This window comes from Lysobacter yangpyeongensis (genome assembly GCF_042655745.1).
In the GTDB taxonomy this organism is placed as follows: domain Bacteria; phylum Pseudomonadota; class Gammaproteobacteria; order Xanthomonadales; family Xanthomonadaceae; genus Agrilutibacter; species Agrilutibacter yangpyeongensis.
The window spans coordinates 22,035-45,290 of sequence record NZ_JBHSNM010000003.1 but is presented as its reverse complement, the minus strand read 5'-3'; the positions used below and the strand labels follow the sequence as shown (position 1 = coordinate 45,290).

Below are 23,256 nucleotides of genomic sequence, written 5' to 3'. Positions count from 1 at the left end.
CGCCCCTTGCGGGTCGCCTGTTCCCCGCCTTGCGGGGAGAAGGGATCAAGCCCCGCGACGGAGCGAGCCCGTATAATTCCCCGATCCCGATTTTTTCTTCCGGCCCCTGCCCCGCGCAGGCGGCCGTCGTCTGCCCACCGGCGCCCCGGCGCCGCGCCCGATCGAGAGCCCCGATGTCCTCGCAATACATCTACACCATGAACGGCGTCAGCAAGGTCGTGCCGCCGAAGCGCCAGATCATCAAGGACATCTCGCTGTCCTTCTTCCCCGGCGCCAAGATCGGCCTGCTCGGCCTCAATGGCGCCGGCAAGTCGACCGTGCTGAAGATCATGGCCGGCGTCGACAAGGACTTTAACGGCGAAGCCCGCCCGCAGCCCGGCATCAAGGTCGGCTACCTGGCGCAGGAACCCGAACTCGATCCGACCAAGACCGTGCGCGAAGCCGTCGAGGAAGGCGTCGGCGAAATCCTCAACGCGCAGGCCGAACTGGACCGCGTCTACGCCGCCTATGCCGAGGAAGGCGCCGACTTCGACAAGCTCGCCGCCGAGCAGCAGCGCCTGGAGGCGATCCTCGCCGCCGGCGATGCGCACATGCTCGAGCAGCAGCTGGAAGTCGCTGCCGACGCGCTGCGCCTGCCGCCGTGGGATGCGGTGATCGGCAAGCTGTCCGGTGGCGAGAAGCGCCGCGTCGCGCTGTGCCGCCTGCTGCTGCAGAAGCCGGACATGCTGCTGCTCGACGAACCGACCAACCACCTCGACGCCGAATCGGTCGAGTGGCTGGAGCAGTTCCTCGCCCGCTACACCGGCACCGTGGTCGCGGTGACCCACGACCGCTACTTCCTCGACAACGCCGCCGAGTGGATCCTCGAACTCGACCGCGGCCGCGGCATTCCGTGGAAGGGCAACTACACCGAATGGCTGATGCAGAAGGACGAGCGCCTCAAGCAGGAAGAGAACCAGGAAAAGGCGCGCCAGAAGGCGATCCAGAAGGAGCTCGAATGGGCGCGGCAGAACGCCAAAGGCGGCCGCTCCAAGGGCAAGGCCCGTCTGGCCCGCATCGAGGAACTGCAGTCGGTCGACTACCAGAAGCGCAACGAGACGAACGAAATCTTCATTCCGCCGGGCGAGCGCCTGGGCAACAAGGTCATCGAGTTCAAGAACGTTTCGAAGAAGTTCGGCGACCGCCTGCTGATCGACAACCTGTCGTTCTCGGTGCCGCCGGGTGCGATCGTCGGCATCATCGGCCCCAACGGCGCCGGCAAGTCGACGCTGTTCAAGATGATCACGGGCCAGGAGAAGCCGGATTCGGGCGAGATCGACATCGGCCAGACCGTGAAGCTGGCCTACGTCGACCAGAGCCGCGACGCGCTGACCGGCAACCACAACGTGTTCCAGGAAGTCTCCGGCGGCCTGGACATCCTCAACATCAACGGCATCGAGATCCAGTCGCGCGCCTACATCGGCCGCTTCAACTTCAAGGGCCAGGACCAGCAGAAGCTGGTCGGCACGTTGTCCGGCGGTGAACGCGGCCGCCTGCACATGGCGAAGACGCTGCTGCAAGGCGGCAACGTGCTGCTGCTCGACGAACCGTCCAATGACCTGGACATCGAAACGCTGCGCGCGCTGGAAGATGCGCTGCTGGAGTTCCCGGGCAACGCCTTCGTGATCTCGCACGACCGCTGGTTCCTCGACCGCATCGCGACGCACATCCTCGCCTTCGAGGGCGATTCGCACGTCGAGTTCTTCCAGGGCAACTACCGCGAGTACGAGGAAGACAAGAAGCGCCGCCTGGGCGCGGAAGGTGCGCAGCCGCATCGGTTGCGGTTCAAGGCGTTGAAGTGACGCAGTGGCGCCTTCGCGCGGTGCGCGAAAGCCTTGCCGCCGCGCCGCGCCGCGCCGCGATTGACGTTTTTGTTGTTGTTGCTCTTGCTCGTCATTCCCGCGAACGCGGGAATCCAGTGACTTGGCCCTTGCAGTTGCCGTTGCTTTTGTTGCAGTTGCTGCCTGCTCGTCATCCCGCAGTACCCAACGGACAAGTGTCCGGCTAAGCGGAATCCAGCGACCTTGTTGACTTGCCTCGCGGCAATCAAATGCAAAAGCCAGGACACTGGATTCCCGCTCGACCAGCCGTTTGGCTGTGAAAAGGCCGCGGGAATGCCGTGAAAAGGCCCAAAGACACTGGATTCCCGCTTTCGCGGGAAAGACGAGCAAAGCGGGGAAGGCTGAGACGGCGTAGGCCGGTGCCGGTATGCCACGGCGGCCGGGGCCTTCATCAGGAAGGCGAGCATGGTCAGCTCGATGCCGACTTTCTCGCTTTCCTTCGGGAAGCCGGCAACATGCCGGCCGTACTGATGATCTCCCAATCCGAACGAGGATCGACGATGAGCTTCATGCAGGCATTGCGCACCCGCTGGCACCAGGCCGACTCGCTGGTCTGCGTCGGACTCGATCCGGAACCGGCGAAATTCCCCGCGCAGTTCGCTCATGACCCCGACGCGGTGTTCAACTTCTGCCGCGCGATCGTCGACGCCACCGCGCCCTACGTGTGCAGCTTCAAGCCGCAGATCGCGCATTTCGCCGCGCTCGGCGCTGAAGACGCGCTGCAGCGGCTCATTGCCCACGCCCACGCCGCGCACCCGGGCATCCCGGTGATCCTCGACAGCAAGCGCGGCGACATCGGCAGCACCGCGCAGCACTACGCCAGCGAAGCCTTCGACCGTTACGCCGCCGACGCGGTGACGGTGAATCCCTATCTCGGCCGCGATTCGGTGCAGCCCTTCCTCGACCGCGCCGATCGCGGCGTGGTGATCCTGTGCCGCACGTCGAATCCGGGCGCGGGCGACCTGCAGGATCTCGCCATCGACGGACGCCCGCTGTACCAGCACGTCGCCGACAAGGTCGCGCACGAGTGGAACACCCACGGCAACTGCGCCCTGGTCGTGGGCGCGACGTGGCCGCAACAGCTGCGCGAAGTGCGCATGATCGTCGGCGACGTGCCCTTCCTCGTCCCCGGCGTGGGCGCGCAGGGTGGCGACGTCGAAGCCGTGGTCACCAACGCGAAAACGGCCGACGGCACCGGACTGATCGTCAGTTCCTCGCGCGCGATCCTGTATGCCTCGAACGGACCGGATTTCGCCCAAGCGGCCGCAGCGGCGGCGAAGTCGCTGCGCGACGGGATCAATCGCCACCGCTGACGCAGCGGCTAGCGCCGCCGCATCGCCCGCGCCACCGCCAGCGGGAATCGCAGCCAGATCGCCGTGAAGACCGCAGCGCGCATCGACGCGCTGCGACGCGCCGCCTCGAACTTGCGGAAGTAGCGCCACAGGCCGCGGTGCTTGTGCCACTCCACGAACACCGGTCGCGAGCGCGACGAGACGCCGCGGATGTGCACCACGCGCACGTCGTTGGCCACCGTCACCAGGGCCCCGGCCTCGCGCGCACGCCGGCACAGGTCGAGATCCTCGGCATGCAGCCGGTAGCCGGTGTCGAAGCCGCGAATGCGTTCGAACAGCGCGCGCGGCAGCAGCATCAGCGCCCCCGAAACCGCATCGACCGGTTGCAGGACGCGCGCTTCGTCGACGCCGATCCCGAGCTGGGTTCCCGCGCCGCGCGTCAGCGACGCCAGCATCGCGGCGAAGTCGGGGTCGCGACGCCGGGCCGCCGTATCGCGCACGCCCGCCTCGTCCACCAGATCGGCACCCAACAGCGCCTCGCGCCCCGACTCCCGCGCATGGTCGCGCAGACGCGAGAGTGTCGCGGTTTCGACCAGGCAGTCCGGGTTGACGAAGGCCAGCCACTGCACCTCGTCGGCATCGGCGAGATCGGCTGCGCCCTGGTTGCAGGCCACCGCGAAACCGGGATTGTCCGGATTGGCGATGAAGTGCACGCGCGGGTCACGCGCGGCGTGGCGCTGCACGACTTCCATCGTGCCATCGTCGGAACCGTTGTCGACGACGCGGATCGCCACGACGTCGTGCGCGTCGCGCAGGCGCTGCAGGCATTCGTCGATGGTCTCGGCGCTGCGGTAGGTGACGACGATGGCGGCGATGGCGGTCATGCGGAATGCTGTTGCTTCATGCGAACAGATCGCCCTGCGCGTCGGGCGGCCCAAGGGTGGCGACCAGGTGTTCGAGCCGCTCGCGGGTGGCGCGCAACGGATCCTCCATCAGGAAGTGCGCGACGCGCGCGTGCCACGCCGGCCAGCGCGCGGCGATGACGTCGAGATCGCCATCCGCCGGCAGGCCCTCTCGCAAGCGCGCGACCACGGCGGTCTCGCACAGCACGTTGCGCCAGCCTAGGCCGGAGAAGCGCAGCGACAGGTCGATCAGTGCCGCGTACCAGGAGCCATAGCTGTCGACGTCCAGACCGCCGGCGCGTCGGCGCGCGCTGCCGCGCAGCAGCACCGCATGGGTCAGCGCGGTCGGCAGTTCCGGCGTCGCGCCGGGCAGTGCGGCCGCGGCGCGCGCGAGGCGCTCGGGATCGGCGGGCGGTTCGTTGATTTCGCCGATGCGCGGGAACGATGCGGTTTCGCCGGCATTGCTCCACGGCGTCGCCGAGGCGATCGCGCCATCGGCGCGCAGGCAGGCAGCCAGGCGCGCGAGCCAGCCGGGCAGCGGCGCCGCATCGCTGGCCAGCACCGCGACATCCGCGTCGCCGCACGCGGCCAGCACTTCGTCCAGATGCGCGGTTTCACCCACGCTGCGTTGCCGGCGCGTGTAGTGCGCCTGCAGCGCGGTGCGCGCAAGCCAGCGCTCGACGATGGCCTGGCCGCGCGGACCGCTCTGCGCATCGTCGGCGAGCCACACGCGCGTGCCCGGCGGTGTGTGCGCTTCCAGCGCGGCGAGGCAGGCGTCGAGCGATGCGTCGTCGACGCCCACCGGCACGACGACGACCGGCAGCGTGCTGGTCAGCGAAGGCACCTCGGCGGCGGTTGCCATGCCCCGGAATTACTTCCTCGGATCGCGCGGCTTGCGCTGCAGCGGTTCGAGCGCGCGGAAGCGGGCGCCGTATTCGTCGGTCAGGTCGCGGGCTTCCTGCGGGTTCCTGATCACGCTGGGCGTGATCAGGATGATGGTTTCGTTGCGGCTGGTCGCCGAACCCTGGCGACCGAACAGTCCGCCGATGATCGGAATGCGGCTCAGGCCGGGGAAGCCGGACGCGCCGCGGGTCACGCCGTCGTCGATCAGGCCGGCCAGCATCACCGTGTCGCCCGATTGCACCGCCGCTTCCGTCTTCAGCTTGCGCGTATCGATGCGCACGTTGCCGTTGGCGTCGGGCGTGCCGGTCGGCGCGCTGATTTCCTGCACGATGTCGAGGAACACCATGCCGTCCTTGCTGATGCGCGGGCGCACCTTGAGGATCGTGCCGGTGTCCAGGTATTGCACCTGGCTGATGGTGTTGGTGGTGCCGGCGTTCGGGTTCACCGTCACCGACGAGATCGGGATGCGGCTGCCGACGTTGAAGGTCGCCTCGGCGTTGTTGCGCACGACCACCGATGGCGTCTGCAGCAGCTGCACGTCGGTGACCTGGTCGAGCGCGCTGATCACCGCCGCGGCATTGCGACCGAGGAAGGTCCAGGCCATGCCCGGCGAAATGCCGGCCGGGTTGCCGGTGGCGCCCGCAACGCTGCCGGCCAGCTGGCTCCAGGTGGTGCGGCCCACGGCGCTGGGCAGGCCGGCGTCGGTCACCGCGCGCTCGAAGTACCAGTTGACGCCGTAGCTCAGGTCGCCCTTGAGCTGCACCGTCGCCACCTGCGCTTCGATGTGGACCTGCATCGGCATCACGTCGAGCCGCGCGATCACGTCCTTGATCGACTTCCACGCCGACGGCGTGCTGCGCACCAGCAGCGAATTGGTTTCCTCCACCGCCGACACGCCGACGCGGTCGCCGTTGACGTCGAGCGTGACCGCGGCATTGCCGCTCTGGCGTGCGCCCAGCGACATCTCGCCGCCCGAGCCGGTGGTACCCGTGCTGCCCGTTCCGGTGTCGCCACTGCCCTTGATGTCGGCGGTGCTGCCGTTCGCGCCGTCCTGCAGTTCGACCGATTCCAGGCCCGGCATCAGGCTCGGGGCGCCGGTCGAGCCACCGTTGCCGCCGCGGCCGCTGCCAAAGACTTCGGACAGGCGATCGGCGAGGTCCTTCGCCTTGATGTACTTGAGTTCGTACGAGTACAGCTGGATGTCGCCGCCCGCGCTGTCGATGCGGTCGAGCCATTCCTGGATGTCGTCCAGGTAGCTGGCCTGCGGCGTGATCACCAGCACCGCGTTGGCGCCGTCGAGCGGCATGAAGCGGAACATGCCCGCGACGGGCGACTTGCTCTGTTCGCCGAACACCTTCTCCAGGTCGGCGACGACCTTGTTGGCCTTGCCCGAGGTCAGCGGGAACACGCCCACCGACATGCCCGACAGCCAGTCGACGTCGAAGATCTCGATCGTGCGCAGGTAGTTCTCGAGTTCCGTGCGCGTGCCGGCAATGCTGATGATGTTGCGGGCGTTGTCGACGTTGACCACCGCGTTCGGGCGCGCGTAGGGCTTGAGCACCTTCTCCATCTCGCTCGCGGAGATGTAGCGCAGCGGCACCGTACGCACTTCATAACCGCGTGCCAGCGACGGAGCGCCGGTGCGCGGCGCGACCGCGCCGCTGGCGAGGGCCTGGTCGGCCGGCACGATGTTGTAGCGGCCGCCGCTGTAGATCAGGCGCGCGTTGTTCCAGCCCAGCACCATCTCCAGCAGGTTGAGCGCTTCGGCGGGACTGACCGGCTTGGGCGTGCCCAGGGTGACGGTGCCCTGCACGCCCGGCGCGATCACGTAGTTCTGGCCGAGCATGTCGCCGAGGATCGCCTTGACCACGGCGTGCAGCGATTCGCCTTCGAAATTGAACGTCGCGCCGCCACCAGTGGCCGGCAGGACCGGCGGCGGCGCCGATGCGGCTTCGCGATTGATCACCTGGCCGCTGCCGCGACGGATGCGCGGACGCGGGCCCTGCTCGTCCTCGGGCAGCGGCTGCGCGCCGGTCGTCGTCGTGCCGGGCGTGGTCGCGAGCGTTGCCGGCGTCGTGGTCGTGGCCACGGACGACGTTCCCGCCTGCGCGTGCAGCATGCGCGGATCGGCGTCGCGGTGGACGCTCGCCACCGGCGGCGTGGCGCACGCGACCAGCGCCAGCGCGACCGCCGAAGCGATGGCGGTATTGAGGGCGGATGTCTGGCCGGACCGGCGCGGGAAATGCGAAGGACGATTCATTGGGCGACTCTATTTGACCGGCGGTTTCTGTTGCTGCTGTTGTTGCAGGGCTTCCTGCCGCAGTTGCGCGCGGCGCGCTTCGATGCGCTTGCGGATCGCTTCCATCTGCGCCTGTTCCGTCATCGGCTGGCTGGGTTCGGCGCGGTTCGGAGTGGCAGGGGCCACGACTTCCGGCGGCGGCGGGGCAGGAGCCGCTGCCTGCGCATTCGCCGGCGGTGTGGTCGCATCCATCACCACGGCCGGCTGCCCGGCGGGCGTGGGCTGACCCTGCGTGGCGTCCGTTCTGGTCACGGCGGTCGGCGCTTCGCCGCCGACGCCGTTGTAGACGCGCAGTTCGAGACGACGCTCGCCTTCCGGACCGACGAAGACGGCGCTGCGCGCATCGAGCGACTGCAGATGCCAGGCGGGCAGCGACGCATCGGCTTCGCCCAGCTTGATCCGCAGCGGCGGACCGTTGCCGTCGGGTGGCTGGATGATCGCCATCCGGAACGTCGGCGTGATCATCACGCTGGTGAGCACGTAGTCGAACGACTTCGCCTCCTCCTCGCCCTGCGGCTGCAGCGAGAACGGATGCGGACGGCGATCGTCGGCGAACAGGGGCCGCCCGGCGATCTCGCTGTACTGCGCAAGCGGCCCGAGGCGTTCGCGCACGGTCCTGGGCAGTGCGGGCAGCGGACGCAGCAGCGAAGCGTCTTCCGGCAGCGGCGCGATGCGTCCGCCCATGCCGAACAGCGCGAGCAGCAGCGCGAGCACCGCCCAGACCGCGAGCGTCGCCAGCAACCACGTGCGCGGACTGGCGCTCTCAAAGCGCATCGTCGTCCTCCCCGGGCACATGCGGACGCGTGCGTGATGCGACCGCGGGCGGCGCGCTCGGCGGCAGGTAGCCGTACAGGTCGAAGCTCACGTCCAGTCCGCCCTGCGCACCGCTCTGCCCCGGATTGAAGAACACGCGCTGCCCCAGCACGTTGAGGTTGCCGACGAACAGGCGCGGCGTGCCGCCTTCGAGCGAGTGCAACACATTGGCCAGCTCCGGCGTGCCGCAGCGCAGGCGCACCTGCACGGTGACGCGCGGGTACTTCTCGCGCGAGGGCTCCTGCAACGGCGAGCGGTTGGTGATCTCGCAGGCGCGGCGGCCGGGGCTGGCCTGCGCGACGACGGTTTCCAGACGCTGCACCAGCGCCGCCGTTGCCAGTTCCGGGCTGCGTTCGGGCAGGAAGCCCGGCGTGTGTGCCAGCGCGGCGCGCGCCTGCTGCAGGCGTTGCTGCACCAGCGGTGCCTGGCTGATTTCCATGCGCAGGCGCAGTTCGCGTTCGCGCGCCGCGTCGATGCGGTCGCCGACTTCGCGCATGGGCACGGTGAACCACGGATGCACCAGCACCGCGTAGGCGAGCGCCAGCACGGCCGCGAGCAGACCGAGCGCGAGCCAGCGGTCGCGGTTACTCACCGGAACCTGCACCGGTCGTCTCCTTGGCGGTGGTGGTGGCGGGGCCGAGTTCCGCGGTCAGGGTGAAACGGTCCTTGCGCGTCGTCGGATCGGTCTGCAGCGCGCCCGCCAGCGCCGGCGAACGCCACAGCCGCGAATCCTGCAGGCGCCCGATCAGCGCCGGTGCCTCGTTGCTGAGGCCGATCAGGGTGAGGCGGTTGTCCTCGATCGCGAGCTTTTCCAGGTAAGTGCCGTCTGGGATCCGCCGGCTCAGTTCGTCGATGACTTCCACGGCCGTCGGATAGGCCGCACGCGTGCGCTGCAGGAAGGCCTGGCCTTCGATGAGATTGACGAGTTCCTGCCGCTGCGCGGCGGCGCGCCGCGCGGGACCGGCCTCGCGCGCGATGCGCGCATCGAATTCCTCGGCAGCGACGCGGCGGTTCTGCAGCATCTGCCACAGGGTGAGGCCGATGGCGATCGCGGCGACGGCGGTGAACGCAAGGTTCCAGGTGCGCCACGGGTCGCGCGCACGCTGACGCTGCGACGGCGCCAGCAGGTTGATCTGCAGCGGCACGCCGTCCTGGCCCGCGACATCGATGCCGGCGAGCAGCGGCGCCACCGGACCGAGCGCGGCCAGCTGCGGATCGAGCGCCACGCGCGGCACGGCGATGAGTTCCGCGTCGATCGGGCCATCGCCTTCGCGGCGGGCGATCACGCGCGCGTCATAGGCGACGGCATCGGCGGCGAATGGCGTCTGGCGTTCGATCTCGAAACCGACCACGTCGCGCAGGCGCTCGGCCGCCGCCGCCGGCAGCGGCATGCGACGACGCAACGAACTTCCCGCCGGCAACAGCAGCCAGCGCGGCAGGTCGGACAGGCGCGTGCCCAGGACGGCGGCGAGGGGGTCGGTGCCTGGCTCCATGGCGTCGAGCAGCGGCAGGCTGCCCAAGTCCACGACTTCCGCGCCGCGCTGCAGACGCAGTCGCAACACCTCGCCTTCCACCAGCAACAACAGGCGGCCACGGTCCATGCCCAGCAGCTGCCGCACGCGCGGCGGCACCCAGGAGGCCAGCGCATGCCCCCACCACGACAGGAAGCCGCCCGTGCCGGTCCTGAGCGACGAACCGCTCAACCGGGCACTGAAACGACCTAGACGGTCCTGCAACCGTCCTGCTGCAGGGGTGCTCATCGTGGCGACGCTCCTTCCTCCACTGGCTGATGAAAGCGGCAGGCCATCAATCCCCGACCTGCCAACGCAACGGTGTGTAGGCCATGCCGGGCATCGATCCGCCCGCACGCACCACGGCCCGCAACACCGCTTCGCGACGATCCGCCAGCCGCGCGCGGCTCTCGATACTATACGTGCCGCTGCTGCCGCCCACGAGCGCGCTGCCGTCGGGCAGGGTCGGCGGCGGCAGTCCGGAGGCCGGATTCCAGCGCTGCCGGACCGCGACCACCTCGGCGCCGTCCATGCCCATCGCATCGAGCACTTCGGCCGAAGCGAACGCGGGATCCGGGCGCGTCCGGCCGCTGAACACGGTCAGGTGCGGCGCCATCCGCGCGTAAAGCTCGGGGGTGAAGCCGAGCACCTGCTCGAGTTCGGCGACGCTCTCGAACTCCGCATCCTTGGCGCCGTACGGCAGGCCCGCACTGGCGTAATCGCTGTCCTCGCCCCCGCCGGCCGGCTGCGTGAGGCTGTCCGGATCGCGCCAGTCGACGATCGCGGCCGCGAGTTGCGCGGCGCGCTGCTGTTCGACGTCGAAGCGGCGGATGAATTCCGTCAGCAGCGTCATGTCGGCCTGGTTGAGGTCGATCTTGCCGTTCTCGTCGACGACCTTCACTTCGACGTCCGCATTGACGTAACGCCAGCGGTGCGGGCGTCCGTCGGGCAGCCATTGCAGGCGCGGATCGGTGGCGCCCACGCGCGTCATCGCGTACTCCAGCCCGGCGCGCGCCGCGTTCTCCGCGACCAGCCCGCGCACCAGCACGCGTCCCTGCAGGTGCTCGGTGCGCGCGAGCAGCGCGAAGGCGCCCACCAGTGCCGCGAGCAGCATGATCAGCCACATCACGAGCAGCAGGGCCACGCCGCGCTGGCGGTATGCACGCATCATGGCCCCAGCGCCGCGCTGGTCGTGGTCATCGCCGCCAGCGGCAGCGCCACCACGACGGGAGGCCAGATCTCGCCATTGCCGTCGGTGAGGGTGATTTCCACCATCAGCGGCAGCTGCTCGCCGTTTTCCCACTGGTCCTGCCATTCGCCCAGGCCGCCTTCGGCGGCGTAGGTGCGGTAGCGGAAGCGCGCGGATTTCAGGCCTTCGACGAGTATTTCCGGCGGCCGCAATTCGTCCTCTTCGATGGTCTGCCCTGCCTGCACCATGCCGAGCGCGAGCGTGATGCGCCTGTCGCCATCGTCGATGCTGAAGTCGTGCAGATACGGACCGCCACGCCCGAGGTAGTCGGGCAGGTCGGCGACGAAGCGCATGCGGTCGGACTCGCCGAGGAAGCGCTGGGTCTGGCCGGTGGAGGCATCGAAGGCGAACGGCACCGCACGCGCGCCCTCCAGCCGCCGGCGCAGGAAGCCCTCGACTGCGCGCAGGCGCTCGCTGCGCGCGGCGATGGCTTCGCCGCGCTGCGTGGTTTTGGTCGCTGCACCGAGCGTGGCGAAGGCGAGCGTCAGCCCCGCCGCGAGCAGCACGGTGGCGATCAGCACTTCAATCAGCGTGAAGCCGCGCATGGCGCGCATCTGCAGACCCCGCATGTCAGGGCTCCAGTCCGGCCGGCATCACGCGCAGCGTGCGCAGCAGCAGGCGCTGGCCCGGGCCGCCTTCGCCCCACTCGATGCCGAGGCGGACTTCGAGCAGTTGCGGCGCCGACGGGTCCAGCGGCACGTCCGCCGGCCGCGCCGGATCGTTCCAGCGCTGGATGTCCAGCGCCCAGCGATAGCGTCCGTCCTCGAGTTCGCCGTTCTCCGATCCCGGCTTGATCGGCACGCCCACGCCCACCTGCGCCATCAGCGACTGCGCATGCAGGGCCGCGCGTCCCGCATCGGCGGAACCGCGCACCTGCCGCGCAGCACCCGACATCGCACCGAGCAGCAGCGTCAACGCGCCGGCGAGCAGCGCGAAGGCGACGATCACCTCGATCAGGGTGTAGCCGCGCTCACGCGACCGCACGACGCGCGCGTTCATCGCTCCACCTCGCCACGACGCAGCCGCACCTCGCCGGTGAGCCAGGTCACGTCGATGTTCATCGCCGCCTGCTTCGCGCTCAGCTGCACGCGGCCGCCAGTGGACGCGCCATCGGGAAAAAACACGATCGCGCCCTCGCCGCGACGCGGCTGCACTTCACGCGCGCCGATGAAGCGGACGCCGAGCTTCTCCGGGATCTCACCGCGCCGGTTGCCCGGCGCGGTCCAGACCCGCTGCTGCGGATCGATGGTGAAGCGCTGTGGCTTGCCGGTCGCGATCGCCTGCGTGCGCGTGTAGCGCAGCTGCGCGGTGATCTGCTTGGCTTCGCTGCGCAGCTGCATGCCGGCGAAACCGCCGGTCAGCGCCGCCGCGGCCATCACGCTGATCGCGGCGAGCAGCGCGATCACGAGCAGCATCTCCAGCAGTGACACGCCACGGGCCTGGTATCGCATCCGCTGCCTCATCGCGCCTGTCGCGCATCGCGCCTGCGCTTATTCGAACTTGAAGTCGGCGTCGGTGCTGGTGCCGCCCGGCTTGCCATCCTTGCCGAGGAAGATCAGATCGAAGTCACCGTTCTCGCCGGGCACGCGGTATTCGTAGGGATGGCCGAAGGGATCCTTCAGCTCGGTCGCCTTGGCGTAGGGACCGAGCCAGCCGTTCGCATCGCCCGGGGCGGTCACCAGTTCGTCCAGCGAATTGGGCAGGCGACCGGTGTCCATGCGGAAGGATTCGACCTTGCCCGCGAGCGTCTGCACGGCGGACTTGCCAAGGTTGTAGTCGCCACGGTCCTTGCCGCCGATGACGCGGCTGCCGACGAAGGTCAGCACCGCGCCGATCAGCACGATCACGATGATGATCTCGATCAGGCTCATGCCGCGCTGCCGGGCGGCGGTGGCGAAGCGGGGATTCGAACGCAGGTTACGCATGATGGTTTCCAGGATTGGGGTTTCTGGGAGCCGTGGCCCGCGGCTGGTGGATCCAATGGTAAGTGGAGCGTGCGGCGTTGTTTCAATGTCCGGGATGGTGGTTCATGTTTCGGGCCGATGGTGGACGTGCGCTGGCGGCCTTCCAGGTCTCCTCGCGCGCCGCGGCGCGCTCATTCCTGCCGCTCGCTGCCCTTCTCGCGGCGCGGCCGGGCGTTCGGCAGGCCGCGCGGCAGTGCCGCGCGAGCGGCCTGCCTCACCCAATCGCGTTGGTCAGGTCGTAGAGCGGCAACAGCACCGACATCACGACCACGCCGATCACGCCCGCGAGCACCACGGTCACCACCGGCACCAGCGCGGCGAGCATGCGGTCCAGACTCAGCGCCGTCTCCTGTTCGAAGGTCTCGGCGGTCTTGACCAGCATCGCGTCCAGCGCACCGGATTCCTCGCCCACCGAAATCATCTGCAGGGCCAGCCGCGGGAAGCGCTTGCCGCGCGCCAGCGCGGTGGACAGGGCCACGCCGTTCTTGACCTCTTCCGCAGCGGTTTCGACATCGGCGGCGAGCACCCGGTTCCCGAGCACGTTGCGACCGATGCCGAGCGCGGTCAGCAAGGGCACTCCGTTGCGCACCAGCGTGCCCAGCGTGCGGGCGAGGCGGGCGGTCTCGATCTTCGCCACCAGCGTGCCCGCGAACCGGCGCTGCAGCAGCCACGCATCGAATTTTTCCCTGAACGCGGCTTCGCGGCGCTTGCGATCGAACCACCACAATCCCGCCGCCGGTACGAGCAGCAGCAGGAACCACCAGTCGCGCACGAACATGCCGATGCCGATCACGATCTTCGTGAACACGGGCAGCTCGGCGTCCAGGCTTTCGTACATCGCGGCGAACTGCGGCACCACGTAGCCCATCAGGAACAGCAGGCTCAACCCGACCATCGTCAGCAGGATCGCCGGATAGATCAGCGCATTGACGACCCGGCCCTGCAGCGCGCGCGCACGCTCGAGGTAATCGGCCAGCCGCGACAGCGTCTCGTGCAGGCTGCCGCCGGCTTCGCCCGCGCGGACCATGTTGACGTACAGGCGCGAGAACGTGCCGTGCTGGCGGTCCAGCGCGGTGGACAGCGCACTGCCGCCGCGCACGGCGTCGCGGATGTCGGCGATGGTGCGCTTGGCGACTTCGTCCTCCGGCAGTTCGAGCAGGATGCCCAGCGCGCGGTCGAGCGGCTGCCCCGCGCCGAGCAGCGTCGCCAGCTGCTGGGTGAACTGCACCAGTCGCGCACCGGCGAACGGCTTGGGCTTGAACAGGCCCTTCCACAACGCCGCGCCGCGCGCCTCACTGGCGAGCTTGGTCTCGACCGGCAGATGCCCCTGTTCCTGCAGGCGCGCGACCACTTCAGCGGTCGTGGCAGCCTCCATCTGGCCATCGAGCAGTTCGCCACGGGAGTTGAGGGCCTGGTAGTGGTAGAGGGGCATCTCGGGGAATCGGGAATCGGGAATCGGGAATCGGGAATCGGGAATCGGGAATCCGGGAATCCGGGAATCCGGGAATCCGGGAATCCGGGAATCCGGGAATCCGGGAATCCGGGAATCCGGGAATCCGGGAATCCGGGAATCCGGGAATCCGGGAATCCGGGAATCCGGGGAACGGGGAACGGGGAACGGGGAACGGGGAACGGGGAACGGGGAACGGGGAACGGGGAACGGGGAACGGGGAACGGGGAACGGGAGCGTTGCAGTTGCAGTTGCAGTTGCAGTTGCAGTTGTTGTTGCAGTTGTTGTTGCAGTTGTTGTTGCAGTTGCTGTTGCTGTTGCTGTTGCTATTGCTCGTCATTCCCGCGAAGGCGGGAATCCATGGACGTTGGCCTTCGGTGCGATGCCTGCAATATCTGGCCAAAGGTCACGCCACGACGGATTCACCATATCGATCAGCCGCAGTTTCCAGTCTCGATTCCACTTCTTGATCCGCTTCTCCCGCTGAATCGCAGACTCCATGGTTGGATGCTCCTCGAACCACACCAGCCTTGTCGCTCCATACCGCTGAGTGAACCCGGTCACAACATGCTCCCGGTGCTGCCATGTCCGGGACACCAAGTCGCTGGTGACGCCCACATACAAGGTTCCGTTCCGGCCGCTTGCCAGGATGTATACATGCGGAAACTTCTCCATTCTCTTTCGTCCTTGAAAGAAGCAATGTCCATGGATTCCCGCCTTCGCGGGAATGACGGCTCTCAGGCGTCCTCCGTCACCCGCAGCACTTCCTCGATCGTCGTCTCGCCCGCCAGCGCCTTGGCGATGCCGTCCTCGTACATCGTGCGCATGCCGTGCTGGCGCGCGATCTGCTCGATCTCGCCCATGCCGGCATGACGCATCACGGCGCGGCGCAGTTCGTCGTTCATGACCAGGAACTCCATGATCGTGGTGCGGCCGAGGTAGCCGGTCGGCGCGATCGCGGAGCCACGCGGGTGGTAGAGGTAGATCTCGCCCTCCGGCTGGTAGCGACGCAGACCGAACTTCTCGATTTCCTCGGGCGAAGCCGGATAGCGCTCCGCATGCGTCGGCTCCAGCCGGCGCACCAGGCGCTGCGCGAGGATGCCGTTGATCGTGGAGGTCAGCAGGTAGTCCTCCACGCCCATGTCGAGCAGACGGGTGATGCCGCCGGCAGCGTTGTTGGTGTGCAGCGTCGACAGCACCAGGTGGCCGGTCAGCGCGGACTGGATCGCGATGCGGCACGTCTCCAGGTCGCGCATCTCGCCGATCATGATGATGTCCGGATCCTGGCGGACGATCGAACGCAATGCATGGGCGAAGTCGAGGCCGATCTGCGGCTTGGCCTGGATCTGGTTGATGCCTTCGATCTGGTATTCGACCGGATCCTCGACGGTGATGATCTTGACGTCCGGCGTGTTGAGCTTGCTCAGCGCGGTGTACAGCGTGGTCGTCTTGCCCGAGCCGGTCGGGCCGGTGACGAGCAGGATGCCGTGCGGCTGGTCGAGCACGTGCTGGAACTGCGGCAGGAAGTGGTCGGTGAAGCCGAGGCGCTTGAAGTCGAACACCACCGTCTCGCGATCGAGCAATCGCATCACCACCGACTCGCCGTGCGAGGTCGGCACCGTGCTCACGCGCAGGTCGAGCTCCTTGCCCTGCACGCGCAGCATGATGCGGCCGTCCTGCGGCAGGCGCCGCTCGGCGATGTTGAGCTTGGCCATGATCTTGACGCGCGAGATCACCGCCGCGGTGAGGTTGGCCGGCGGCGATTCGCCTTCCTCGAGCACGCCGTCGATGCGGTAGCGCACCTTCAGGCGGTTCTCGAACGGCTCGATGTGGATGTCCGACGCGCGCAGTTCGACGGCGCGCTGGATGATGAGGTTGACCAGGCGGATGACCGGCGCTTCCGACGCGAGGTCGCGCAGGTGTTCGACGTCGTCGACGTCGCCCGCGCCCTCGCCTTCGGCGGTTTCCACGATCGCGCCCATCGCGCTGCGGCCCTGGCCGTGCCAGCGCTCGATCAGGTCGTCGATCTCCGAACGCAGCGCCACCAGCGGGCGCACTTCGCGCTGGGTCGCCAGGCGCAGGGCATCGAGCAGATAGGCATCCTGCGGGTCGGCCATCAGCACATCCACGCTGCGTTCGCTTTCGGCGACCGGGCACACGTGGAACTGCTTCATGAACTTGCCGGTGAGCACGACGCCTTCCGGCGGCAGCTCGGGCGCGTCCTTCGCGCTCACCAGCGGCAGGTCGAGCACGGCGGCGACGGTTTCGGCGTGGTCGCGCTCGGACACCAGACCCAGCCGTGCCAGCAGCGACAGCAGGCTGCCGCCGGCTTCTTCCTGCAGGCGGCGCGCACGGGCGAGATCGGTGTCCTTCAGGCGCCCCTTCTCCAGCAGCGCGGCGACGATGCGCTCGTCGATGCCGGGGTCGATGGTCATGTCGTTGACGACTGCGTTCACGCTATCCAGGCCCAAAGGCCCCCTCCGCGACAAGACCCCGACTTTAACAGGTCGGGCGAGTCCGACCGGTCGTGCCGGGCGAACGGGGCGCGTAATTCCCGCCGGTCAGGAAGGCGAATCGAACGCACAGCCCCCGCCCGGGGGAGGTGCGTTGCGACGGGTTACGGCAGGCGTCCGGCGGGCGGCACGGCGCCGCCCGCGGCTTCGTCGATCAGCCCACCCACACCCGCGCATTGCGGAACATGCGCTGCCACGGCGACTCGTCCGCCGGCGACCGCAACCATTCGCGCGGCGCCCAGCTGAAGTTGGCGTTGCGCAGCGTGCGCTCCGGATGCGGCATCAGGATGGTCACGCGGCCGTCGTCGCTGCACAGGCCGGCGATGGAATTGGCCGAACCATTCGGATTGGCCGGATAGTTCGTCGCCGCGCTGCCGTCGCCGTTGATGTAGTTCAGCGCGACCGCGACGCGCGTGGCGTCGCCGGTCGCCTCGAACGAGGCGCGGCCTTCGCCGTGCGCGACCGCGACCGGGATGCGCGAACCCTGCATGCCGGCGAGGAACAGCGACGGCGAGTCGGCGACTTCCAGCAGCGCCACGCGGCCTTCGTACTGCTCGCTGGCGTTGCGCAGGAACTGCGGGAAGTGTTCGGCGCCCGGGATCAGATCCTTCAGCTGCGACAGCATCTGGCAGCCGTTGCACACGCCGAGCGCGAAGGTGTCCTTGCGCTGGAAGAACGCGGCGAATGCCTCGCGCAGCGCGGAGCGCTCCAGCACCGACGTCGCCCAGCCGCGGCCCGCGCCCAGCACGTCGCCGTAGCTGAAGCCGCCGCAGGCGACGAATCCGCTGAAATCGTCGAGCTTGAAGCGACCGTGGATCAGGTCGCTCATGTGCACGTCGAAAGCCTCGAAGCCGGCGCGATCGAATGCGAACGCGGTTTCCACCTGGCTGTTCACGCCCTGCTCGCGCAGGATCGCCACCTTCGGCCGCACGTTCGTGTTGATGAAGGGCGCGGCGACGTCGTCGGCCGGATCGAACGTCAGCTTGGGCTTCAGCCCGGGCGCGGCGAAGTCGCGCGCGGCGGCGCGCTCCTGGTCGGCGGCCTCGGGGTTGTCGCGCAGCTTCTGCATCGCGTGGGTGACCGACCACCAGGCGTCGAACAACTCGTCCCAGCGCCATTCGGCCAGCGTGTTGCCGTCCTGGCGCACGCGGATCGCCGGCGCCGTGCTCGGACGCGCGATGCGCTGCGCGCAGTCGATCAGGCCGTGGCGCGCGACGAGGTCGGCGAATTCGGCCCGGTCTTCGGTCGCGATCTGCACGACCGCACCGAGCTCCTCGTTGAACAGCGTGCGCAACGCATCGCTGCCGCGATCATCGCCCCAGCCGTCGAGGTCGATGTCCAGGCCCAGGTGCGATGCGAACGCCATTTCGCACAGCGCGGCGAAGGCGCCGCCGTCGCTGCGGTCGTGGTAGGCGCGCAGCAGGCCCTGCATGCGTGCGTCGCGGATGAGTTCGAAGAACGCGCGCAGGCGCTGCGGATCGTCGAGATCGGGCACGGCCGGATCGTCGCGGTCGGACGAACGCCCGGCGAACGCCGGCAACTCGCCCGCGCCGGCCTCGGGGAAACACTGCGCCAGGATCGAACCGCCCATGCGCTGCTTGCCCGCGCCCAGGCCGATCAGCCACAGCTCGGAGTCTTCCTCGCGCGAGAGGAGCGGCGTCAGCTGCTCACGCACGTCGCTGACCGGCGCGAACGCGCTGACGATCAGCGACACCGGCGACACCGATTTGTGCGCCTCGCCGTCGTGGTGCCACTGCGCCTGCATCGACAGCGAATCCTTGCCGACCGGGATGCTGAGGTCGAGCGCCGGGCACAGTTCCATGCCCACCGCCTTGACCGCGTCGAACAGCAATGCGTCCTCGCCGGGATGGCCGGCCGCGGCCATCCAGTTCGCGGAGAGTTTGATGCGGTCGAGCGATTCCACCGGCGCGGCGGCGAGGTTGGTGATCGCCTCGCCCACGGCCATGCGCGCGGCGGCCGCGGCATCGAGCAGCGCCAGCGGCGTGCGTTCGCCGATGGCCATGGCTTCGCCCGCGTGGGTGTCGAAACCGGAGAGCGTGATCGCACAGTCGGCCACCGGCATCTGCCAGGGACCGATCAGCTGGTCGCGCGCGGTCAGGCCGCCGACGGTGCGGTCGCCGATCGTGATCAGGAACTGCTTGGCGGCGACGGTCGGATGCGCGAGCACTCGCAACGCGGCCTCGCGCAGGTCGATGCCCTGCCAGTCCAGCGCGGGCCACGGCGCGGGCGACGGATGCTTGGTGTCGCGATGCATCTTCGGCGGCTTGCCGAAGAGGACGTCCATGGGGAAATCGATGGGGTGAGGATGGCCCGCTTGCGCGGCACCGCCGCGCGGGTCATCCGAACGCCCGGCGCGCTGCGCCGGGCCGGGAACTTCCCTTCCACCCGCGGCTTCGCTTCCGTAGACGCTTTCGACGGTCGCGCCGTAGCCGACGACCAGGTGTTCCTCCGCCGTCGCGTACCCGACGACCGCGAAGGGACAGCGCTCGCGCTCGCACAACGCGGCGAACTCGGCGACGCGATCGGCCGGCACGCCCAGCACGTAGCGCTCCTGCGATTCGTTGCACCACAGCTGCATCGGCGAGAGCGAGGGATCGTCCTTGGGTATCTTGTCCAGGTCGATCACGCCGCCGACGCTGGAGTCGTGCAGCAGTTCGGGGATCGCGTTGGACAGGCCACCGGCGCCCACGTCGTGCGCGGTGACGATCGGATTGTCCTCGCCCATGGCGACGCAGCGGTCGATGACTTCCTGGCAGCGCCGCTCCATTTCCGGGTTGTCGCGCTGCACGCTGGCGAAATCGAGTTCTTCCGCGCTTTCGCCGGACGCCACGGAACTCGCCGCGCCGCCGCCCAGGCCGATCAGCATCGCCGGACCGCCGAGCACCACCACGGCATCGCCGGGACGCAGCGAGTGCTTCTGCACCTGGGTGCGGTCGATCGCGCCCAGGCCGCCGGCCAGCATGATCGGCTTGTCGTAGGCGCGTGCGTGCGTCCCTTCGTCGAGCTCGAAGCTGCGGAAGTAGCCGGTGAGATTCGGGCGGCCGAATTCGTTGTTGAACGCGGCGCCGCCGAGCGGGCCGTCGAGCATGATTTCCAGCGCGGGGGCCATACGCGGATTGAGCGCGCGCGGTGCCTCCCACGGCTGCGGCAGCGTCGGGATGCGCAGGTGCGACACCGAGAAGCCGCACAGGCCGGCCTTGGGACGGCCGCCGCGACCGGTCGCGCCTTCGTCGCGGATTTCGCCGCCGTTGCCGGTGCTGGCGCCGGGGAACGGCGCGATCGCGGTCGGATGGTTGTGGGTCTCGACCTTGATGCAGAACGCCGATGGCAGTTCGGCTTCGCTCGCATAGGCCTGCGTGCCGGGCTGCGGACGGAAGCGGCGCGCCGGATAGCCTTCGACCACCGCGGCGTTGTCGCTGTACGCCGACAGCGTGTACTGCGGCGTCGCGGCGTGGGTGTTGCGGATCATCTTGAACAGCGAGAGCGGCTGTTCACGGCCGTCCAGCGTCCAGGAGGCGTTGAAGATCTTGTGCCGGCAATGCTCCGAATTCGCCTGCGCGAACATCATCAACTCGACGTCGGACGGATCGCGTCCGAGCGCGCCGTAACGCTCGCGCAGGTAGGCGATCTCGTCGTCGGCCAGCGCCAGGCCGAGGCGCGCGTTGGCTTCTTCCAGCGCGGCGAGCGGGATGCGCTCCAGTTCGCCGCGCGCGGGTACCGCGAAGAGCGCTTCGGCGTCGTCGCGCGCGTCCAGCAGCGACTGCGTCATCGGGTCGTGCAGCAGCCTGGCCAGCGCTCCCTGCGTCGGCGCGTCGGCCGGCCAGCCGGCCAGGTCGTAGCGCAGGCCGCGCTCGACGCGCTTCACCGGCTGTCCGGCGCCCTGCAGGAGTTCGGTGGCCTTGCTCGCCCACGGGGACAGCGTGCCCAGACGCGGGGTCACATAGCGGGACACCGCGCCCTCCGCGCGCGCGGCTTCCTCGAAGCCGCCTTGGAGGATGCGGGCGAGGATCGCGCGATCGGGGACGGCACCGGCTTCGGGCAGGACCCAGTAGGTCCACCAGGCGCCGGTCAGGCGGAGGTCGGGATGGACGGCTTGGAGGCGGGCTTGCAGGCGTTCGCGGCGGAACGAAGACAGGGCGGATGCGCCCTCGAGGACCATCATGTCCGGGGAACCGTGGGATACGGGCCGGCTATTGTAACGGAGCGCGGAACCCGGGCCGCCGGGTCGGCGAAAACCGCCCGGGAGCCCGAAAAAACAACGGAGGCCGAAGCCTCCGCTGTGGGTACCAGGTTACGAGCCCGGGTCAGCCGCCGGTCGAGGCCACCGGATCGGTCGCGCCCGCGGGGGCCGCGACGCCGCCGTGCGCCAGACGGTCCAGCGCTTCGCGCAGGCGCTGCGGCGGCAGGTAGCCGCCGACCGTGGTGCCGTCCTCGGCGATGATCATCGGCGTGCCGGTCAGGCCGGCGCGCTGGCCGATGTCGTACTGCATCGTCACGGTGTTCTTGCAGTCGCGGGCAGGCAGCGGCCGGTCGTTCTTGGCGTCGGTCAGCGCCTTCTTGCGGTCCGGCGCGCACCACACCGAAATCATCTTCTTGTGGTCCTCGCTGCCCAGGCCCATGCGCGGGAAGGCCAGGTACTGCACCGCGATGCCCTGGCGGTTGTATTCGGCGATCTCACTGTGGAACTTGCGGCAGTAGGCGCATTCGACGTCGGTGAAGATCGACACCGTGTACTTCGGATTCGGCGGCGCGAAGACGATGCGCTCGCTCACCGGAATGGCCTTGAGCAGATCCTTGCGGATGCGGGCCAGCGTCTGCTCGCTCAGGTCCTGCTTGGTCGTCGCGTCGAACAGCGCACCCTGCGGTCCGGGCAGGAACAGGTAGCGGCCGTCGTCGCTCACGTAGACGACCTGACCCTGCACGACGACCTCGCGGAAGCCGGGCAGCGGCGCGGCGTTGACCTTCTCGATCGTGACGCGCGGATTCAGCGCATGCACGGCGGCGATGGCGCGTGCCTCGGGCGTACCGGCGGCAGCGCGCGGAGCCAGCCCGGCCGGAGCGGCCTGACCCGCACTGGCGGCCTGAGCCCCCGGCGCCTTGGCGGCGGTGGCGCCTGACTGGGGCCCCTGCGCGCAGGCGGACAGGCTGATCGCGCCCAGCAGGGCAAACAACATGAGTTTCATGGGAATCCTTGCGTGAATGGCCGGCGCTTTGGAACGCCGTAAATGCGCGGAGTTTCCGGGATTGTCGCATGTGCGACAGACGGTGCACCCCGGCGGTCCGGCGGCGCCTGGGGTCTGGATCACGGATTGCGCAAACTGCGGTGGGCCGGGCGTTCGCGCCTGAGCCGTCGCCGATAGGGCGACGGGTGGTCGCACTTCGGGTGCTGTGTCGCTGCCATCCATGGCGCAGCCTTGTTGGCTTCGGATCGTCCGGCCCGGCCATCCATGGCCGGGCGTTCGCGCCTGAGCCGTCGCCGATAGGGCGACGGCTCGGGCGCTCACCCCCTCGGGTGGTGTTTGGCGTGGAGTTGCTTGAGCTGCTCGCGCGCCACCAGGGTGTAGATCTGCGTGGTCGACAGCGAGCTGTGGCCCAGCAGCATCTGCAGCGCGCGCAGGTCGGCGCCGTGGTTGAGCAGGTGCGTGGCGAAGCTGTGACGCAGGCCGTGCGGGCTGATCTTCGCCGGATCGATGCCGGCGGCGCCGGCGTAGCGCTTCACGAGTTGCCAGAACTGCTGTCGCGTGGGCGCTTCGCCGCTCGCATTGAGGAACAGCGGCGCCAGCGCGCGCTTGCCTGCGAGTTGCGGACGCGCCGTGGCCAGGTAGCGTTCCAGCCAGTGCTGCGCTTCCTCGCCCAGCGGCACCAGCCGTTCCTTGCTGCCCTTGCCGGTCACCCGCAATACGCCCTGACGCAGGTTGACCGCCGTGGCCGGCAGGTTCACCAGTTCGCTCACGCGCAAGCCGCACGCGTACATCAGCTCGAACATCGCGCGATCGCGCAGGCCCAGCGGCGTGCCGATATCGGGACTCGCCAGCAGCGCATCGATCTGGCTCTCGCCCAGGGCCTTGGGCAGCGAGCGCGGCAGCTTCGGCGGATCCAGCAGCGCGGTCGGATCGTCGCTGCGTGCGCCGCTGCGCACGCGGTACGCATAGAACGCACGCAAGGCCGACAGCAGGCGCGCATTGCTGCGCGGCGAGTAGCCGTTGCGGCTGCGCCAGGCGAGGTAGTCGAACAACCGGGCCCGATCGGCGCCGTCTACACCACCACTGCGGCCGTCGCACCAGCGCGCCAAGCCTTCGAGGTCGCGCCGGTAACTGTCCTGGGTCTGCCGCGACAGGCCGCTTTCCGCCCAGGCCGCGTCGAGGAAGTCCTTGATCGCAACGGCATCGTCGTCGCGCAGCGGCGGCAACGCCATGATTTGCGTGCGACGTTCGGCAGGCGTGTGCGGACTCATGGACG

The 23,256-nt window shown here is 69.0% G+C and carries 19 protein-coding genes; 2 read left to right on the top strand and 17 right to left on the bottom strand.

The window, feature by feature from the left end:
• The first annotated feature begins 173 nt into the window (after positions 1–173).
• Positions 174–1,841, top strand: a complete 1,668-nt coding sequence (ettA, locus tag ACFPN1_RS10510) for an energy-dependent translational throttle protein EttA (protein WP_386754915.1) — start codon at positions 174–176, stop codon at positions 1,839–1,841.
• 539 nt (positions 1,842–2,380) lie between these two features.
• A complete protein-coding gene (gene pyrF, locus ACFPN1_RS10505) occupies positions 2,381–3,193 on the top strand; it encodes an orotidine-5'-phosphate decarboxylase (RefSeq protein WP_386755247.1) in 813 nt (270 codons plus the stop codon).
• An 8-nt stretch (positions 3,194–3,201) separates the two neighbouring features.
• Here pyrF and ACFPN1_RS10500 read toward each other — a convergent pair whose 3' ends face one another.
• From ACFPN1_RS10500 to xerD, 17 genes are all read right to left on the bottom strand, one after another.
• Entirely contained in the window at positions 3,202–4,056 is an 855-nt protein-coding gene (locus ACFPN1_RS10500) for a glycosyltransferase family 2 protein (RefSeq protein ID WP_386754914.1), read from the bottom strand.
• 16 nt (positions 4,057–4,072) lie between these two features.
• Positions 4,073–4,909, bottom strand: coding sequence for a glycosyltransferase family 2 protein (locus tag ACFPN1_RS10495; protein WP_386755246.1), 837 nt, complete (start codon positions 4,907–4,909; stop codon positions 4,073–4,075).
• 36 nt (positions 4,910–4,945) lie between these two features.
• A complete protein-coding gene (gspD, locus tag ACFPN1_RS10490) occupies positions 4,946–7,237 on the bottom strand; it encodes a type II secretion system secretin GspD (protein WP_386754913.1) in 2,292 nt (763 codons plus the stop codon).
• Positions 7,238–7,246: 9 nt separating this feature from the next.
• A complete protein-coding gene (locus tag ACFPN1_RS10485) occupies positions 7,247–8,050 on the bottom strand; it encodes a hypothetical protein (RefSeq protein WP_386754912.1) in 804 nt (267 codons plus the stop codon).
• Entirely contained in the window at positions 8,040–8,681 is a 642-nt protein-coding gene (gene gspM / locus ACFPN1_RS10480) for a type II secretion system protein GspM (RefSeq protein ID WP_386754911.1), read from the bottom strand. Before gspM ends, ACFPN1_RS10485 begins: the two co-directional genes overlap by 11 nt.
• Entirely contained in the window at positions 8,674–9,849 is a 1,176-nt protein-coding gene (locus ACFPN1_RS10475) for a PilN domain-containing protein (protein WP_386754910.1), read from the bottom strand. The genes gspM and ACFPN1_RS10475 overlap by 8 nt, the downstream gene beginning before the upstream one ends.
• A gap of 46 nt (positions 9,850–9,895) precedes the next feature.
• Positions 9,896–10,771, bottom strand: a complete 876-nt coding sequence (locus ACFPN1_RS10470) for a type II secretion system minor pseudopilin (RefSeq protein ID WP_386754909.1) — start codon at positions 10,769–10,771, stop codon at positions 9,896–9,898.
• Positions 10,768–11,418 (bottom strand): prepilin-type N-terminal cleavage/methylation domain-containing protein, encoded by a 651-nt coding sequence (locus ACFPN1_RS10465; protein WP_386754908.1) that lies wholly within the window; start codon positions 11,416–11,418, stop codon positions 10,768–10,770. Before ACFPN1_RS10465 ends, ACFPN1_RS10470 begins: the two co-directional genes overlap by 4 nt.
• A gap of 1 nt (position 11,419) precedes the next feature.
• Positions 11,420–11,848: a type II secretion system protein XpsI gene (gene xpsI, locus ACFPN1_RS10460; protein ID WP_386754907.1), complete on the bottom strand. Its 429-nt coding sequence runs from the start codon at positions 11,846–11,848 to the stop codon at positions 11,420–11,422.
• Positions 11,845–12,300: a type II secretion system protein XpsH gene (gene xpsH / locus ACFPN1_RS10455; protein ID WP_386754906.1), complete on the bottom strand. Its 456-nt coding sequence runs from the start codon at positions 12,298–12,300 to the stop codon at positions 11,845–11,847. The genes xpsI and xpsH overlap by 4 nt, the downstream gene beginning before the upstream one ends.
• A 39-nt stretch (positions 12,301–12,339) precedes the next feature.
• Positions 12,340–12,774 (bottom strand): type II secretion system protein GspG, encoded by a 435-nt coding sequence (locus ACFPN1_RS10450; protein ID WP_386754905.1) that lies wholly within the window; start codon positions 12,772–12,774, stop codon positions 12,340–12,342.
• A gap of 253 nt (positions 12,775–13,027) precedes the next feature.
• Positions 13,028–14,245 carry a type II secretion system protein XpsF gene (xpsF, locus tag ACFPN1_RS10445; RefSeq protein ID WP_386754904.1) on the bottom strand — a complete coding sequence of 406 codons (1,218 nt, stop codon included), beginning with the start codon at positions 14,243–14,245 and terminating at the stop codon, positions 13,028–13,030.
• A 354-nt stretch (positions 14,246–14,599) separates the two neighbouring features.
• Positions 14,600–14,938 carry a GIY-YIG nuclease family protein gene (locus ACFPN1_RS10440; RefSeq protein ID WP_386754903.1) on the bottom strand — a complete coding sequence of 113 codons (339 nt, stop codon included), beginning with the start codon at positions 14,936–14,938 and terminating at the stop codon, positions 14,600–14,602.
• A gap of 62 nt (positions 14,939–15,000) precedes the next feature.
• The gene (gene gspE / locus ACFPN1_RS10435; RefSeq protein ID WP_386754902.1) at positions 15,001–16,719 is read right to left on the bottom strand and encodes a type II secretion system ATPase GspE; all 1,719 of its coding nucleotides are present in this window, start codon (positions 16,717–16,719) and stop codon (positions 15,001–15,003) included.
• 211 nt (positions 16,720–16,930) lie between these two features.
• A complete protein-coding gene (purL, locus tag ACFPN1_RS10430; protein ID WP_386754901.1) occupies positions 16,931–20,959 on the bottom strand; it encodes a phosphoribosylformylglycinamidine synthase in 4,029 nt (1,342 codons plus the stop codon).
• 142 nt (positions 20,960–21,101) lie between these two features.
• The gene (locus tag ACFPN1_RS10425; protein ID WP_386754900.1) at positions 21,102–21,980 is read right to left on the bottom strand and encodes a DsbC family protein; all 879 of its coding nucleotides are present in this window, start codon (positions 21,978–21,980) and stop codon (positions 21,102–21,104) included.
• Between the two features lie 317 nt (positions 21,981–22,297).
• Positions 22,298–23,251: a site-specific tyrosine recombinase XerD gene (xerD, locus tag ACFPN1_RS10420; RefSeq protein WP_386754899.1), complete on the bottom strand. Its 954-nt coding sequence runs from the start codon at positions 23,249–23,251 to the stop codon at positions 22,298–22,300.
• Positions 23,252–23,256 lie beyond the last annotated feature (5 nt).